Annotated in this window: 14 protein-coding genes and 1 tRNA gene; 11 read left to right on the forward strand and 4 right to left on the reverse strand. The window is 41.6% G+C overall.

The features are described 5' to 3' along the window. The first annotated feature begins 29 nt into the window (after positions 1-29). The gene (locus tag NBH15_RS16335) at positions 30-3,203 is read left to right on the forward strand and encodes a GH92 family glycosyl hydrolase (protein WP_244050539.1); all 3,174 of its coding nucleotides are present in this window, start codon (positions 30-32) and stop codon (positions 3,201-3,203) included. A gap of 98 nt (positions 3,204-3,301) precedes the next feature. Here NBH15_RS16335 and ilvA read toward each other — a convergent pair whose 3' ends face one another. Next, on the reverse strand, positions 3,302-4,501 hold the full coding sequence (gene ilvA, locus NBH15_RS16340; RefSeq protein WP_250823073.1) for a threonine ammonia-lyase: 1,200 nt from the start codon (positions 4,499-4,501) through the stop codon (positions 3,302-3,304). 158 nt (positions 4,502-4,659) lie between these two features. On the opposite strand from ilvA, the gene NBH15_RS16345 reads away from it, so the two are divergent. From NBH15_RS16345 to NBH15_RS16365, 5 genes are all read left to right on the forward strand, one after another. Further along, on the forward strand, positions 4,660-7,383 hold the full coding sequence (locus NBH15_RS16345; protein WP_244050540.1) for a DNA gyrase/topoisomerase IV subunit A: 2,724 nt from the start codon (positions 4,660-4,662) through the stop codon (positions 7,381-7,383). Between the two features lie 3 nt (positions 7,384-7,386). Further along, on the forward strand, positions 7,387-8,256 hold the full coding sequence (locus NBH15_RS16350) for a DUF3316 domain-containing protein (RefSeq protein ID WP_250823074.1): 870 nt from the start codon (positions 7,387-7,389) through the stop codon (positions 8,254-8,256). Between the two features lie 7 nt (positions 8,257-8,263). Beyond that, positions 8,264-9,322, forward strand: coding sequence for a S41 family peptidase (locus tag NBH15_RS16355; protein ID WP_250823075.1), 1,059 nt, complete (start codon positions 8,264-8,266; stop codon positions 9,320-9,322). A 34-nt stretch (positions 9,323-9,356) separates the two neighbouring features. Then, positions 9,357-9,438: transfer RNA gene (locus NBH15_RS16360), tRNA-Leu, on the forward strand. Positions 9,439-9,703: 265 nt separating this feature from the next. Further along, the gene (locus NBH15_RS16365) at positions 9,704-10,933 is read left to right on the forward strand and encodes a site-specific integrase (RefSeq protein ID WP_186959528.1); all 1,230 of its coding nucleotides are present in this window, start codon (positions 9,704-9,706) and stop codon (positions 10,931-10,933) included. A 54-nt stretch (positions 10,934-10,987) separates the two neighbouring features. Here NBH15_RS16365 and NBH15_RS16370 read toward each other — a convergent pair whose 3' ends face one another. Continuing rightward, positions 10,988-11,806: a DUF2971 domain-containing protein gene (locus tag NBH15_RS16370; protein WP_250823076.1), complete on the reverse strand. Its 819-nt coding sequence runs from the start codon at positions 11,804-11,806 to the stop codon at positions 10,988-10,990. Between the two features lie 102 nt (positions 11,807-11,908). Between NBH15_RS16370 and NBH15_RS16375 the strand changes: the two genes are divergently transcribed. Continuing rightward, entirely contained in the window at positions 11,909-12,724 is an 816-nt protein-coding gene (locus tag NBH15_RS16375) for a hypothetical protein (RefSeq protein ID WP_250823077.1), read from the forward strand. Between the two features lie 1,133 nt (positions 12,725-13,857). On the opposite strand, the gene NBH15_RS16380 is transcribed toward NBH15_RS16375, so the two are convergent. Together NBH15_RS16380 and NBH15_RS16385 are read right to left on the reverse strand one after the other, a co-directional pair. Then, on the reverse strand, positions 13,858-14,520 hold the full coding sequence (locus NBH15_RS16380) for a DUF6904 family protein (RefSeq protein WP_250823078.1): 663 nt from the start codon (positions 14,518-14,520) through the stop codon (positions 13,858-13,860). 29 nt (positions 14,521-14,549) lie between these two features. Beyond that, a complete protein-coding gene (locus NBH15_RS16385) occupies positions 14,550-15,071 on the reverse strand; it encodes a S24 family peptidase (protein ID WP_250823079.1) in 522 nt (173 codons plus the stop codon). 354 nt (positions 15,072-15,425) lie between these two features. On the opposite strand from NBH15_RS16385, the gene NBH15_RS16390 reads away from it, so the two are divergent. The 4 genes from NBH15_RS16390 to NBH15_RS16405 are packed head-to-tail and all read left to right on the forward strand — an operon-like array spanning position 15,426 to position 17,029. Then, positions 15,426-15,662: a hypothetical protein gene (locus NBH15_RS16390; protein WP_250823080.1), complete on the forward strand. Its 237-nt coding sequence runs from the start codon at positions 15,426-15,428 to the stop codon at positions 15,660-15,662. Positions 15,663-15,668: 6 nt separating this feature from the next. Beyond that, complete coding sequence (locus tag NBH15_RS16395; protein ID WP_250823081.1) at positions 15,669-15,878, forward strand: hypothetical protein; 210 nt, start codon at positions 15,669-15,671, stop codon at positions 15,876-15,878. An 11-nt stretch (positions 15,879-15,889) separates the two neighbouring features. Beyond that, positions 15,890-16,573, forward strand: coding sequence for a BRO-N domain-containing protein (locus NBH15_RS16400; RefSeq protein ID WP_250823082.1), 684 nt, complete (start codon positions 15,890-15,892; stop codon positions 16,571-16,573). 33 nt (positions 16,574-16,606) lie between these two features. Further along, on the forward strand, positions 16,607-17,029 hold the full coding sequence (locus tag NBH15_RS16405; RefSeq protein ID WP_250823083.1) for a hypothetical protein: 423 nt from the start codon (positions 16,607-16,609) through the stop codon (positions 17,027-17,029). The last annotated feature ends 75 nt before the right edge of the window (positions 17,030-17,104 follow it).

The raw sequence follows: 17,104 nt of genomic DNA on the forward strand, positions 1-17,104 counted from the left end.
TTATTCAGATTGTAATTCTAATGATCGAAATGAAACATTTATTCTTATTTCTATTCTTGTTTTTATCGTCTTCCGGATTATATGCCGGGAATAAGGTCCTTTTTGAAATAGGCAAGCAGGATAATTCAGCTGCCGAGTTTGCTTTGTATCCCGATAACTATAATAGTTTTTTGGCTAATTTCGGAGGGGAGAAATCTTTTTATGTCGGTTATTCGTCGGCCGGTAAGCATTGGCCTTATGTTTTGCCGGGACCACTGGATAGCTGGGCTGGCGGCGGATATTGGGCCGGGTTCCATCCCCGCCATTTCCCTGCTGTGTTTTTTAATCTGGATAAGGTCTCTGCGCAGGGAGAATGTTTCCTGACTTTTTTCTTTACCGGGGCGCATAACAGCCATCCTGTGAAGATACGGGTAGAGATAAACGGTAACCGGTTTGAGGAGGAGTTGAACGGAGAAAACTCAGGAGAGTTACTTACGAATAAGGAGACCGGAAAGGCGAAAGAAATAAAAATACAGTTTCCTGCTGCGTGGCTTACTGCCGGGATGAATAAAATCCAGTTGGGAACAATTAAAGGAACCTGGGCGATTTTTGATTGTATCCGTTTGGAAGCACCGGCCGGCATCCGGCTGGGGAAAGCCTCTTCTTCCCTGATACGTTCTGTCAAAGCAGCTCCGTTCGAATACCGGAAAGAAAACGGGGAACGTATGCAACCGGTCCTGGTGGATATGAACCAGTTTGACCATTCCCGGGAACTGACGTTCCGGATAGAGGGATGCCAGCCGGTTTCGCGTGTGATTGAAACGGGCGAGAGTATCCAGGAGATATGGATGCCTGCTGCTAAGACCAATGACAAACAGGAAACTTTGCAGTTCACGATTCAGGATGGCAAGGAGATTGTTTATAAAGGAGAAATTACCCGTAGCCGGCAGCCTCTTCATTCTTATTCGGATGATGTCGACCTGCTGATGGGTACCGGTAATTCACGTTGGATGTTTAAACCCGGACCGAGTCTCCCGTTGAGTATGGTGCAGATCGCCCCTGATAACCAGGATGAGATATGGAAAGCCGGATATGAATATACGATTGAAAATATCATGGGCTTCAATCATTTCAGCGACTGGACCATGACCGGATTCCTGATGCAGCCTACCTGTGGGGAACTGAAAGTAAATCCCGGACGGGAGGATTTTCCCGATGAAGGTTATCGTTCGCGTATCGATAAGGCTTCCGAAAAAGCTGAAATAGGCAGATATTCCGTTTATATGACCGACACAAAGATTAAGGCGGAGATTACGGCAACGCGTCGTGCAGCCCTGCAACGGTATATTTTTCCGGCCAGGGAAGATGCCCGGATTCTGATCGATATGTTTACTCCCAACGAGTATCCGCATAATCTGGTGAATGCGCATATCACGAAAGTGAATGATACTGAGATAGAAGGATATGCGACTTATTACAATGCTTTTACCGGTTATACGTTGGAGCAGAGTTATACGTTATATTTTGTCCTTCAATTTAGTAAGCCTTTTGACTCGATGGGGGGATGGGTGAACGAAGGTGTTAAACCGGTAACCGGTTATATCCCTGGATGGAATAGGAATCACGAGTTTGAGACTCCTGCTGAAATAAAACAGAATATCACGCAGATAGACGGCAAAGGTGATGTCGGTATTTTCCTAAATTATAAGACGAAGGAGAATGAAGAGATTCTTGTCCGCTCGGGTGTTTCTCTGGTTGATATGGCTGGGGCACGGAATAACCTGAAACAGGAACTGGCTGATCCGTTTGGCTGGGATTTTGAGAAAGTCGTGGATAACGCTCGTTCTGTCTGGGACGAATATCTGGGCAGGATAGCGATTGAAACAGATGATTACCTGCAAAAGAAAAAATTCTATACGAATCTTTATCGTGCCCTGGCAGCTAAAGCAACTTGGAGCGATGCGGATGGTCGTTTTGTAGATGAAGACGAGCGGATCAGGCAGTTGGAGAAACCGGATGATTGTATTGTCAGTGGTGAATACTGGAATACATTTTGGAATAACCAGCAGTTGTTTAACTTGATTACCCCTGAAATATCCAGCCAATGGGCTCGTTCGGCTATTCAGTTATATCAGAATAGCGGATGGTTCAATACGGACCCTGCCGGAATCGAACATACCGGTGTTATGGTTGCCATGCATCCGATCTCTCAGATTCTGGGAGCCTGGCAAAGTGGTATACGTGACTTTGACCTGAATATCGCGTATGATGGTTTGAAAAAGATGATGACGACACCTCCTCAGAAATACGAAGGCGGTGGAACTGTTGGTGTTGAGAATTTAGTTCCCTATATGGAATACGGATATATTCCGGCAGGAAAAGGTACCGTTTCCAATACGATGGAATATGCTTACGATGACTGGTGTCTGGGGCAAATGGCTAAAATACTGGGAAAGAAAGACGATTTTCATTTCTTCGACAAACGGTCTGACAGCTGGTATAACCTGTTTGATGCCGAGTCCGGTTTTATCCGTCCGAAAGATGAACATGGAAAATGGGTGGAACCTTTCGACCCGTATCATACTCCCGGATTTACGGAAGGGAATGCTTTCAACTATTCTTGGTTTGTCCCTCATAACCCGGAGAAGTTAATTCGTGAGGTTGGTAAGGAACGTTTTGTTGATCGATTGGATAAAGCGATGGAGCAGTCTGCTCATGCCAACTTTAATGCGGCAGGAGATAATTTCTCTGCATTCCCAATCAATCATGGGAATGAGACCTCTATGGAAGTGGCCTATCTTTTTAACTGGGCAGGCGTTCCCCATCTGACACAGAAATGGATACGGGCTATACAGGAACAGTATTACGGGACTACCCCTTATGACGCTTATCCGGGTGATGAGGATCTGGGGCAAATGAGTAGTTGGTTTGTTATGAGTGCCATTGGCCTGTTCCAGATGGAGGGAGGTTGTTCGGAAAAGCCTTTCTATGAACTGGCATCCCCCCGTTATCCGAAAATAACGATTCGCCTGGACGGTAAGTATGGTCGGGGAAAAACTTTTGTGATCGAAGCTCCCGGTGCATCCAAGGAAAATAAATACATTCAGTCGGTAACTTTGAACGGAAAGCCGGTGAATAATTTTAAAATATCACAGGAAGATGTCTTGAAAGGAGGAAAGCTCGTAGTAAAGATGGGAAAGGAAGCAAAGGTTTCACACCATTGATACAGTAGTACTGAAAGTAATAGCATAATAGTGTTAGGATGGCTGACACTATTATGCTATTACTTTACCACAGGCATGCTACTGATTGAGGATAATTATTATCCCGGAATAATCTTATACCCCGCTGCTGTCAGCGTATATTGTATCTGGTCGATATGTTCCTGGTTGCGTGTTTCCATTTCCAGACGGAGATAGCAGCCGTTGATGTCGGCGGTATGGCTAACTCGTTCGTGATGGACGGATACCACATTGGCTCCGGTACGGGCAATAATTTCAGAAACATGCTGTAACTGTCCGGGCTTGTCGACCAGTTCGATCGTCATGGTGTAAGACCGGCCGGATTTCTGCAAACCGCGTCCGATAACGCGAGACAGGATCGTTACGTCGATATTTCCTCCCGATACCAGGCAGATCGCTTTTTTACCTTTTATGGGAACTTTATTGAACATGGCTGCCGCTACGGCTACTGCACCTGCTCCCTCGGCGATTAATTTGTGCTGTTCGATCAGGGCCAGGATAGCGGTTGAAATCTCATCGTCGTTGACTGTAACGATTTCATCCACATACTTTTTACAATATTCAAATGTATGTTCACCCGGTTCTTTTACGGCTATACCGTCGGCAATGGTACGGACGAATCCCATCCGTTCGATTTTATTGTGCTCGATGGAGTTCAGCATGCTTGGTGCACCACTGGCCTGTACGCCGTATATTTTTACATTCGGATTCAGATGTTTGATTGCAAAGGCGACGCCGGAGATAAGTCCCCCGCCGCCTATCGGAACGATTACGGCATCCAGGTCGGGCAACTGTTCCAACAATTCCAGTCCGATAGTCCCTTGTCCGGCAATAACGTCTTCGTCATCAAAAGGATGGACGAACGTATATCCTTTTTCATCTCTCAGTTTCTGGGCTTTCTGGTAAGCGTCGTCGTACACGCCTTCGACCAGGCAGACATCGGCACCGTACCATTTGGTAGCCTCGATCTTGGAGATCGGTGCATTGTCCGGCAGGCAGATCAGCGACTTGATGCCATGGGTGGTGGCAGCCAGGGCGACACCCTGTGCATGATTACCGGCAGAACAGGCTACGACGCCTTTGGCCTTCTCTTCTTCTGTCAGTTGGGCGATTTTGAAGCAGGCACCGCGGACTTTGAATGATCCCGTGATCTGTAAGTTCTCCGGTTTCAGATAGATATGAGAATCCGGATTAATATTGGGCGCACTGATCAGGTCGGTGCGACGGATAACCGTTTTCAGGGCAAAAGATGCCTGATAAATCTTATCGAGTGTGAGCATTACGCTAAATTTTTGAGGAGACAAATATAGGGAGAATTCAGATATCTCACTGAAACAATAATGCTTTTTTATTATCTCGCCAATATTTCGTATATTTACACGCTGGAATTTACTTTCCGGCAGAGGCTGAAAAAGAAGATAGAGCACCATATAAGTATATGAAACCAGAGGATATTGAAGATTTCACAGAAGAAAACAAGAACGAGGAAATAGAACAGACAAATACAGACTCACAGGAAAATGGTGGGCAATCTGATTCTACTACACATTCGGAATATAAAATACCCGGGAAGGGTGAAGGACGTATATCCTATCATCTGTCGGGGATGTACCAGGATTGGTTTTTGGATTATGCTTCGTACGTGATCCTGGAACGTGCAGTGCCGCATATCAATGACGGTCTGAAACCGGTGCAGCGTCGTATCTTGCACTCGATGAGGCGTTTGGATGACGGACGGTATAATAAGGTCGCCAATATCGTGGGGCATACCATGCAGTTTCACCCTCATGGAGATGCTTCTATTGGGGATGCGCTGGTACAGTTAGGACAGAAAGACTTGCTGATCGATTGCCAGGGAAACTGGGGGAATATCCTTACCGGTGACGGTGCCGCTGCTCCCCGTTATATCGAAGCACGTCTTTCCAAATTTGCTCTTGAAACAGTCTTTAATCCGAAGACTACCCTTTGGCAGCTATCTTATGATGGGCGTAATAAAGAACCGGTTACTTTGCCGGTGAAATTCCCTTTGCTGCTGGCCCAGGGAGTGGAAGGTATTGCTGTCGGTCTTTCTTCTAAAATACTTCCTCATAATTTTAACGAGTTACTGGATGCTTCGATAGCTTACCTGAAGGGGGAAGACTTCGCTTTATATCCTGATTTTCAGACAGGAGGTTATGTCGATGTCTCTAAATATAATGACGGTGAGCGCGGCGGTTCGGTAAAAGTCCGTGCTAAAATAACCAAGCTGGATAACAAGACATTGGTTATCAGCGAAATTCCATACGGAAGAACGACCTCTTCCGTGATCGAATCCATCTTGAAAGCAAACGACAAGGGAAAGATCAAGATCCGGAAAGTCGATGACAATACGGCGAAAGATGTAGAAATCCTGGTGCATCTGGCTCCGGGCGTATCGTCAGACAAAACGATCGATGCCTTGTATGCTTTTACAGATTGTGAGATCAGCATTTCGCCTAACTGTTGTGTGATCATGGACAACAAACCTCACTTCCTCAAAGTGAGCGACGTGTTGCGCCATTCGACAGACGATACGCTGCATCTGTTGCGTACTGAATTACAGATACAGAAAGCCGAGCAGGAAGAAACACTCTTCTTCGCTTCCCTCGAAAAGATATTTATTGAAGAACGTATTTATAAGGATGCAGAGTTTGAAAACTCGAAGGATATGGATGAGGCCGTGGCTCATATCGACCTGCGCCTGACTCCGTTCAAGCCTGATTTTATCCGTGAAGTAACCCGTGAAGATATCCTCAAGCTGATGGAGATCAAGATGGGACGTATCCTTAAATTCAACTCGGAAAAGAGCAATGCATTGATTGCCCAGATTCGCGAAGAGATCGAGCGTATCAATCATCATCTGGATAATATCGTAGACTATACGATCAACTGGTTTACCATGTTGAAGGAAAAATACGGCAAGAATTATCCGCGTATGACCGAAGTCCGCAACTTCGACACGATCGAAGCAACGAAGGTGGTGGAAGCAAACGAAAAGCTCTATATCAACCGTGCGGAAGGTTTCATGGGAATGAGCCTCAAGAAAGATGAATATGTTTGTAACTGTTCGGATATAGACGATATCATCCTGTTCTATCGTAACGGAACTTATAAGATAGTGAAGGTCAGCGATAAGATGTTTGTCGGGAAAGATGTTTTGTATGTGAACGTATTCAAACGTAACGATACCCGCACTATTTACAATGTTATTTACCGCGATGGAAAAGTCGGCTATAACTACATCAAACGCTTTGCCGTCACCGGTGTGACACGTGATAAGGAATATGACGTGACGAAAGGAACGGAGGGCTCGCGAGTATTATATTTCAGTGCGAACCCTAATGGGGAAGCTGAAACGGTTAAAGTGATCCTCAAACCAAAACCCCGCCAGAAATTGCTTGTGTTTGAAAAGGATTTCAGCGAGATCGCCATTAAGGGACGTGGCTCGATGGGAAATATCCTGACAAAGGCGGATGTGCATAAGATCAGCCTGAAACAGAAGGGTAGTTCTACGTTGGGAGGACGTCAGGTTTGGTTCGACTGGGACGTGCTGCGCCTGAACTATGACGGTCGCGGTGACGAACTGGGTGAATTCCAGAGCGATGACCTGATCCTGGTAGTTTTACGCAACGGCGATTTCTATACGACGAACTTTGATCTGAGCAATCACTACGACGACAATATACAGATTATAGAGAAATTCAACTCGAATAAAGTCTGGACGGCCGCCTTATATGATGCCGACCAGAAATATCCGTATCTGAAACGTTTCGTACTGGAAGCCGGTAGCAAGAAACAGAACTTCCTGGGTGAGAATCCGAAGAGTCGCCTGATGTTGCTTACCGATGAGGTTTATCCTCGTATTGAGGTGGTATTTGGTGGTCATGACGCTTTCCGCGAGCCTCTTGTACTGGATGCGGAAGAGTTTATCGCAGTGAAAGGCTTCAAAGCGAAAGGCAAACGTATCTCTACCTTTGAGGTGGAAACAGTCAACGAGCTTGAACCAACCCGCTTCGCCCCTGCGGAACAGCCGGGAGATACGAGTGGAGAAGGTAATCCGGATAATGACGATACCGGGCAAACAGAGAGTGATTCGGATATTATAGACGAAATAACCGGGCAGATGAAGCTGTTTGATGAATAGCCTATGAAGACGTTGGCCTTTCTGATGATTTTGTCTTTTTGTCTGGTGTTTCCGCTTGCGGCCCAGACAGACAAAAATGTGGAAGACGAAATTCCGCGATCGGTCAATGAGGCGACGATGATAGGAATAGGCGGTTACAATGTAATGGATACCTACCTGACTCCCGGGATAGAAACGAAATATACGGGATGGGGTGTACGGATACAGAATGAACGGATGAAGATTGTCCGGCTGGCGGATTATAAGGTATCGCGCCAGCAGTTTCTTAATGTCGAGTTTGCATCTACCCGGAATGCTGCGGACGTGGCAACCGATTATGTGGGTTTTGTGGACTATTCGCTTGGATATCATTACCGCTTTACCAACCTGTTGCCGAATCTGAAGGTTCTGACAGGCCTTTCAGGTCGTTTGTCGGGTGGCTTTATTTATAATACACGTAACACGAACAATCCGGCTTCGGGCAAGGCTGATCTGGATTTGAACTTCTCGGCAATGGGAATTTATGGTTTTAAGTTTGGAAATTATCCGGTGACTTTCCGTTACCAGATGGAAATACCGTTTGTCGGTGCCCTGTTTGCCATCCATAAAGGTCAACCTTATTATTATCTCAGCCAGGGAGACCGTAGCGGCGTGATAAAGTTCAGTTCGCTTCATAATAAGTTCGCCATGAGGAATTATTTTACCTTCGACTTTCCGATAGCAAATTTTACGGTGAGGGCCGGCTATCTGAATAGCATGTACCGGACAGATGTGAACGGGATTAAGACGCATGTTTTATCCAATTCCTTTATGATCGGCCTGGTGAAGGAGTTTTATTCCTTCGGAGGGAAACGCCTGAAACAGAAGCATAAGTACAGCAGTGCCTACTATTGAAAGTGAAATGAAATTACGTATCCTATATTGTTTATTCCTGGCTGTTATCCTTCTTCCTGCTTGTGAGAAGGCGGATAAGTATAATCCGTCTCCCAGGGATAACTTTGAGGCGCTTTGGCGGATTCTGGATGAGAATTACTGTTTCTTCGAATTTAAAAATATCGATTGGGATGAGGTGCATGACCGTTACAGCCTTCAGATCAACGATCAGATGAGCCAGTACGATCTGTTTGATGTATTGGGTAAAATGTTGGCGGAACTGAAGGACGGGCATACGAATCTGTTCTCTTCATTCGATGTGGCCCGTTACTGGGCCTGGTATGAGGATTATCCGGCTAATTTCGATTCGGACATACAGAAGAATTATCTGGGGACAGATTATAAAATTGCCGGTGGACTAAAATATAAATGTCTGTCTGATAACCAGGTGGGTTATGTTTACTATGGTAATTTCTCCAGTGGGGTAGGCGAAAGTAATCTGGATAATATGTTCCTGCATTTCAAAGACTGTAAAGGTATCATCTTTGACGTACGAAATAACGGGGGAGGTGCGATGTCAAATTCGGACCGGATCACCCAGCGTTTCCTGGAAGAAAAGATATTGACCGGCTATGTCATGTATAAAAAAGGGAATGGGCATAATGACTTTTCCACCCCTTATCCTTTATATCTTTCTCCGTCCGATCGGCTTCGCTGGCAGAAACCGGTTATCGTTTTGACGAACCGTCATTGTTACAGTGCCACGAATAATTTTGTGAGTACGATGCGTTTATTACCCCACGTAACGATTATGGGTGACCGTACCGGAGGTGGTAGCGGTTTCCCTTTTACAACGGAGTTACCCATAGGGTGGAGTGTCCGTTTTTCCGCTTGCCCGATCCTTGATGCAGACAAGAGACATACAGAGTTTGGCATTGACCCGGATCAGGAAGTGGCCATAGCCAAAGAAGATATGCAGAAAGGAAAAGACACTATTATAGAAGCTGCTATCTCACGCCTTTTGTCCGGCTCAGAACTGTCAGAGCCTGATATAAATAAAATCTCCCCCGAAATACTTGCAGATTAATAAAAAAGATTTACCTTTGCACCGCAAACCAAATGCGGCTGTGGTGTAATTGGTAGCCACGCCAGACTTAGGATCTGGTGCTTCACGGCGTGGGGGTTCGAGTCCCTTCAGCCGCACAAAATGCAAAATCCTTCTAAGATGTTCTTAGAGGGATTTTTTGTTTTATGCAGGTTGTTAGATGGTTACGACGTTTTCTTTCCTTTCTCAGAAATAGATAAATCATATCGAAATAAGGCTGTTTAGGTGCCAAATCGGTGTTTCGAAAGTTTGGTGTGATGGCTGGCACCTTTTTAACTTTTGGCTGCCGTTGTACTGATTTGTTATTCAATGAATTAAATCATAAATGCGTACACCTTTTTAACATTTAAAAGACATGTTTTTATGATGAAAACAACATTTAAAGTAACGTATTTACTAAGGAAGAATAAGCCTTTTAGTAATGGAGAAGTTCCTATTCTTGTAAGAATAACATTGAATGGTGAAAGAGCGGAGTTTGTTGCTAAGCATAGTGTGAATCCTTCATTGTGGAATCAAAAAACGAATAGAGCATTAGGGAGTTCTATTTCCGCTAAGAGTTTGAATACTTATTTGGATCATGTATATATCAAACTTTGTGATTCGATGCGTGATTTGGAAGAAAGAGGAATTGAAGTAACGGCAGCGAATATTAAAGATAACTATCTGGGGATAATAAGTTATAAACAGGTTACTTTATTTTCTGCTTATGATGAACACAATGATAAGATGAAGGCTTTGATAGGAAAAGGCTATACCTATGCTACATTAGAGCGTCATTATACAACAAGAAATCACCTTTTGGATTTTATCAGAACGAAATATAACAAAGATGATATTCCATTAGAGCGAGTTGATAATGTATTCGTAACTGACTTTGAATTTTTCCTTAGGTCTGAAAAAAACATAGGGAATAATACGACAGTCAAGTATTTGCGTAATCTGGGTAAGGTTCTACGGATAGCCTTTGAAGCAGGTCATATTAAAAAGAATCCATTGAGTTCGGTTCGTTTACATATTGAGGATATAGACCGTCCGTTCTTAGATGAGAGAGAATTGCAGACTTTGTTTAATAAAACGTTTACAGTTCAGAGATTGGAACAGATTAAAGATGCTTTTCTATTCTGCTGTTTCACCGGTTTAGCTTTTATTGATGCAAAGAACTTAACACAAGAACATCTTTATACAACCTCATCAGGTAAGGTGTGGATTAAAATGCAGAGACAGAAAACAAAGAAATGGTCACATATACCATTGTTACCACAGGCAAAAGCTATTTTAGATAAATATGATAAGCACCCAATAAGAAAACAAGGTTTTCTTTTGCCTTTTCCTACGAATCAAAAAATGAATGCCTATTTGAAGGAAATTGCGGAGTTATGTGGCATTACTAAAAATCTGACAACTCACTGTGCCAGACATACTTTTGCCACTACTGTAACGCTTGCAAATCATGTCTCAATGGAATCTGTATCTAAGATGTTAGGACATAGTTCTATTCTTATGACTAAGATTTATGCTAGGATTTTGGATAGTTCAGTTGAAAGAGAAATGGATGAACTGGAAAATATATTGAAGTTCGATATTAATGATTAATGTATTAAGCAAAAGAATCCTGTTTCCAGCAATGGGGACAGGATTCTTTTCATTTTACCGTTCTTTTATAGATGATCGTTGAGGAGTTAGAGTTACTCCATTGTTTTTAAGAAACAATTTGACATCTTCAAAAAACCAATTTCCAACAAAAGGAGATACCCATAATTCTTCAACTAAATCTTCAATATTAGATAATTGAAGATAGAAAAATGGATCAGGATGCTTTTCATTTATAGTATAAATACGTATTTCTTGTTCATAAATATATTCTTCCTTTTTTCTTAATATAATGGTATGGTTAGATTCTTTGTCTTTAAAAATGTTTATTTTCTTACTGTCATAATTAACCTTGCCGATGTAAAAATCACTGTTTGATCGAACATTCAATATATTTCTCAAATTGCCAACAGATGTTTTTATCGCAACCCCTTCAGGGTGATTACCTAAATAAATCTTCCATAGAGCATAATTTTCCTTCTTATTTTCATGCCAAGAACAACAGTAAGCTACATCTGCAGTTGTTATAGGTTTGCCATCATAAGTTAGTTCAAAAGAAATTTCCTCTCCTCTATAAAAAGGCTGTATCGGTTTTCCTCCAAAGAACAATCTATCTGTTTCATTTTCACAACTTACATCAGATATATTCAGAAAATTATCAGGTTGACCTTCTTGTTTTTTAAAAGCATCAATTAAAGAATTTATTGATTCTTTGTCTAAATCAACATAAGTATCGTAGTAATCTTTGAAAAAACTTGCCCTACGAAACATTAAACGCTTATTTAATACAAGGCTTGTAAAAGAAGCCCAATCCATATATTTCCATATCTGAACATCATCGTTCAATGGTTCTATATCAGGTATATCTTTATACATAAAACAACAAATTTGATAATTACACAAAGATAGTGATTTGAATTGTATTTCTACTTTTGCATAATTATTGTTTAATTTTGCCTCATCAAACAAGTAAAAGGAATGATACTGAAAATAGATAACCCATTATTAACGTATGTACTGAAATACTTCGGTTCTTGTCAAGCTATCTTAGAAACAGATGAAGATGGCAACACGTATTTAATGAATACTTGGTATCCTGTTGGATTTGCCCATTGGTATGAGGATATTCTAAAATCAATCCCTTTCAAAAAATCGGACTATGATAAACATGAGCGTTTGCAGGAACTTCTTACTGAATTGAATCTGGATAAAGACGCATTCTGGGGGTTAACGCTATATCTCTATGATTTCGTGACAGATGCTTGTAAAAATCTACTTTCCCCTCAAAAAACTCATATTCAGATATATGAAGAGTTTATAGATTTTGTAAAATCTAATCCGAATATTACCTCTATTACTTTTGAGACAGCGGATAAAAAGAAAATAACTTTATCTGACCCTTTATTGATAGACATTTTGTCATTAGAATTTATTCCCAATAATCTTAATTCTTCAAAGAAAATGGAACTTGCAAGCGGTTTACATACTTTAAGTCCAGCGGAGAAAGCAGATTCCAGAAGAAAGACAAGCTACTTCTTTGCTCTTCAATTATCTCTGTTTTTACAAATTGAAGGTGTTTCTAGTATTAAGCGAAGAGAAAAAGCTAACTTGTCTAATAAGGAAAAAGAACTAATACTCTGTCTTTTATATGTATGTAAATTTGCTGATAATCCAGAGAACTACTTAGACTTAGGCTATTATAACAAACTTATGAGAGATTTTAAAGATCAGAAAATGAATATGTCTCATAAATATGAACTAGGAATGGATTTATCTTGGACTTTCCCCAAATAAAGGATACAAATCGTATAATCAAAACTTATCCTATATACTTGCCATAGTCGCCATACATTTGCAGTGTAATCAACAACGAGAGGTGCACATCTCGATAGTTGGTTTCCTGAAATCCCGAACAGAAAAGAGGGAAAATATTAAAATAAAAAGAATTATGACAACACTAAACATTACATTTGAAAGTAAAGCAGTAAAAAACTATGACAACAACTATTATAGGAAATACGAAAAGTACACCCCCTGTCTTTATATAATATTGATAATCAGAAAATAACATACAACCCTACGGAATACGAAAAATACACATTGCTTCACATTTACTTCACATTTAATGGAGAAAGCATAAGAAAAATGTGAAGTTGTTTCACATTCAGCCTTCCTTTTCTTCACATTTGGCCTTCTGATATCTATTCCAATCTAAAACCTCTAAAATGGACCACAAATCCACCGATATTATTTGTAAAAAATTTATGATGCAAATCTCATAACAGTAAGAATTCTAATCGTTTAGAAAGATTGAAAGGCACTTTAGGGACTTAATAGAAATTCCCTTCGTAGTAACTGAATATATACTGCAAAACATGCCTTTTTCCCCTGATTTGCAATTCTACTAAAGAAGTATACAATAGGTAACAAGGCAAATTATGATGTTTTCTCATAATCAGAGAAAGGAGCAAAAAAAGCTATTCGATGAAGAGAGGGTGGACACTTGGGTGGACACTTGGACGGACATTTCGTCTGTGCTTTTTGACGTGTTCGATACCGTATCGGTGGTTAATTGTTGTTAATATCGGGCTTTTTGTTCGGTTTCGTGTACCCTTATTTCATGGTTACGGCTTGGAGTGTAAATATAGTATATTATAAATCAATATCTTACGTTGAGCCTTCAAGTTTTTTATTATATTTGTGATGCGAGAAGCCTTTTGGGCTGGTTTTGTAATACAAATAATACCTTTTTAGCAATGTCTATATTATCAAAAATAAAAGATTGGAAAGAAAGCGCCTTAGACAGAAAATCATTCTAAGGCTGCTTACAACCGGAATTATAATCCAGATAACTGTGAAGTATCGTATATGGCTGATAACATTATCCATTATATCAATACCGATATGATTTACCGTGAAGAATAAAATCACCACTCAAAATCAATATCTTCATACGGAAGTTCAAGTTCGTTTAAATCACATTTGAGACGATCTGCATCAGCCTTTATTTGCGCTTTAAGAATTTGTTTATTCTTGCTGTAAACATAGAAGTCATATAGTACTTTCGATATGTTTCTAAAGCGGGATACCGTTGGTTTGTTTTGATAATATTTCCGAACCAGTTGCTGGTGGATAAGATATACGTATTCATTTGTAAGTATGCCCACATCAATGTATTTCTCCAACAATGCAGCCCCTTTCTCATCAAAACTTCGCATAGCCTGTTTCCCCCAGAACTCTAAAAGCCGAATATGGGCTATATCCAATTCATTGATAGTTATCATGCACATATTATCACGTAGACAGGACAAGGTTACTATATATGTGATCCAATCAATTTTAAAACCCAGATAGGGAGATTCCTGTTCTGTATAGCAAACTGATTTCAAATCACGGTCTCCTTGATAGGCGTGTCTCAGTTCGTAACAGAAAAATGAAATCAAACGTCCCCTTGCTATTACATATTTATTTTGTGTATCCTCTTCCGTAAGCATTAATTTGGAGACTGTTTCATACAAAAATGTCAAATCACCATAATCACCCCAAATCTGGATACCAGTTCCTTTCTTTGTTGATTCTGCTGTTATCATATTCGTTATATTATGGCTTTCGCCGGTTATTACTTCCTAATCTGTATAGCCCCATTGCTATACTCTTTCGTCACGCAGCCCAACACAAGATAGATATACCGGATCGCATCTTTGGGTATAGAAAATGGCGCATGAATTTGACGACCATCTGGATAAGTCTCCCGATTGGTGCTATAAGCCATAAAGTGGTCTCCGTCGTCTTGAAGTTGTTTTGTTACTCTATATTCAGAGGTCTCTATCACGTAGTTACGCCCATTCATTATTAATCGTTGGTCATTTACCCGCCTCAGAGCAAGGATAGAACCACTGGAGTATTCCACCATGCTATCGCCATAATGTCGTATAGCGGCTGTCGCTTCCGGGAACCAATCGCCTGCATCGATCCATTCGGTGGGAGAACTATTGGGGTCGGTATTGACCACACGGTCATTTAATCCGCCAATGGTAGAGACATCATCGTAAAACGGAATCAGGTTCTTTTTGGCCGGCAAAACCTCCGATTTTTCCGATTCCTTGTCACCCATCAACACCACACTATCACTTTTCAACATGCTGCCGCGACCAGTGAGAAGCCAAGAATAGTCTATATCTTCAAATGTGGATGCTATTTTCTCCAAAAGAGAAGAATCTATAGTTTTTCGATTACCCGTAGAATAACCATTTAATGTGGTATAATTGAAACCTATTGATTCTGAAAACTTTCTCAGGCTCATATTCTTCAATTTTGCTACTTCTTTTATGCGATCTATAAGCATACGAGTATATATTAAATTGTTAATTATATTCAAACGAATATACTTTGCGTCAAAAATCCAAACAAATATCCACAAAAGAGTATATCTTTGCGAAGTCTTCCAGTGGAAAGGCGCTCTAAAGGTACAACAAACCATTAAACATTAAATAAGATGGAAGAAAAAAAGAAAGTAATTGAAGTAAACAAGGAGGTCAAGGACGAAATCCGGGCGAAGCTGAAAGTAACCATGCGAACGGTAGTTGAAGCCTTGCAGTTCAACACAAACAGCCCGACGGCAAAGGTTATCCGTGCTTACGCCTTGAATCATGGTGGGCGGATGTATGATCTGACAATCAACATTGAGAAGAGAGAGATAGATAACCCCTATAAGGAAGTAACAATCATCTAATAGAACATGAAAGTATTAAAGAACGAACAGTCCGTCGCGATAGCGGTGGGCTGTTCGAGAGACGAAATCAGCGATGCGATCGCAGTCCTTGAGGCATTACGCAAAGATATGCCGGTAGATAATCGCCCACGTTTTCCGAAGACTCAACCGGTGGAAATGTTTTTGGCCAATATTCGGAGGCGTGGGATTCCTACAAGAATGAATGTTGAATTTTAAATGGTATTCAAATGGAAAACAAATTGCAATTTTTCTACAACGAAGACACGAACGTAACGATTCGCACTCAGCAAGTGAACGATGAGCCTTGGTTTGTGGCCAAGGATGTGGCAAACGCTTTAGAGATTACTTGGTCGGGACATACACTCGACTCCATTCCAGAGGGATGGAAAGGGATGGTAAAACTCACCACCCCTTCTTCTGGAACCCGTGGCGGTGGTGAACAGATGCTAACGGTTATCAACGAAGCCGCCCTCTACAAATTAACTTTCCGAAGCAACAAGCCGCAGGCGGATGCCTTCGTTAACTGGGTGGCCGGAGAAGTTCTCCCCACCCTCCGTTGCACCGGCCAGTACAGGATCAAAGGTGAGTCGGAGTGCATGCGCAAGCGTCTTCCCCTTCCGAAATACCGCCCGTTCTTCGACGAGTGGAAGAATCGTGTGAAGCCTTATATCAGCTGGAGCGAATTGGATTGCGTGGCAAGCAGCATGCGAGTGACAATGGGGCATGTCCGCAAGGTATATGCCGGGACATCGGTCAGCGAGCGGATCGTCAGGGAGATCACCGAACAAGCATTATACAACCGCCACCGGAATGTGACCTATCCGGAGCCGGAGCCGGTGCATGAACAAATGTGTATCAAGTGGGACGAATGTAATATCCAGGAAAGTGGTTCCCGTTCGGTAATCAAGTAATAAAACATGTAAACTATAAAAAAATCAGAATTCATGAAGACTCAAATTATCAAAACGTACCAAGCATCTGAAACAACACATCGTATTCAACTGGCAGAAATCGATATCCGTATTGAGGGGATATCCGGTTCGAAGGATATCGACATATTAATTGATCAGCTTAGAGACCTACAGGAAGAAATTCAGGAAGAAAATTTCTTCCGCCTTGTAAAGCAAGTAGATCAGGAAATTGAAAATCTCCTTGTAAATCTACATAAAGGCTCAGTTATCGGTGTACCTCATGTTCCAGAGTATAAACCGAATAGTCAGAAGGCTAATTCCGATACCATTTCTGTAGGAAAAAACAAAGGTGACCGTAAACCAAAAAAGGACTGCCTTTCCCAAGCCTGTTGTAATCTATGCCGATATGGAATTCCCGGTCTTCGGGCTAAGCGGGACGAAGAGGACGTAAAATAATAAACCTTTTTAATCACACAGACATGACAGCAACAATAGACAGCAACATAATTTCCATCACGGTAAACAACACGG

Source organism: Parabacteroides caeci, from assembly GCF_023656795.1.
In the GTDB taxonomy this organism is placed as follows: domain Bacteria; phylum Bacteroidota; class Bacteroidia; order Bacteroidales; family Tannerellaceae; genus Parabacteroides; species Parabacteroides segnis.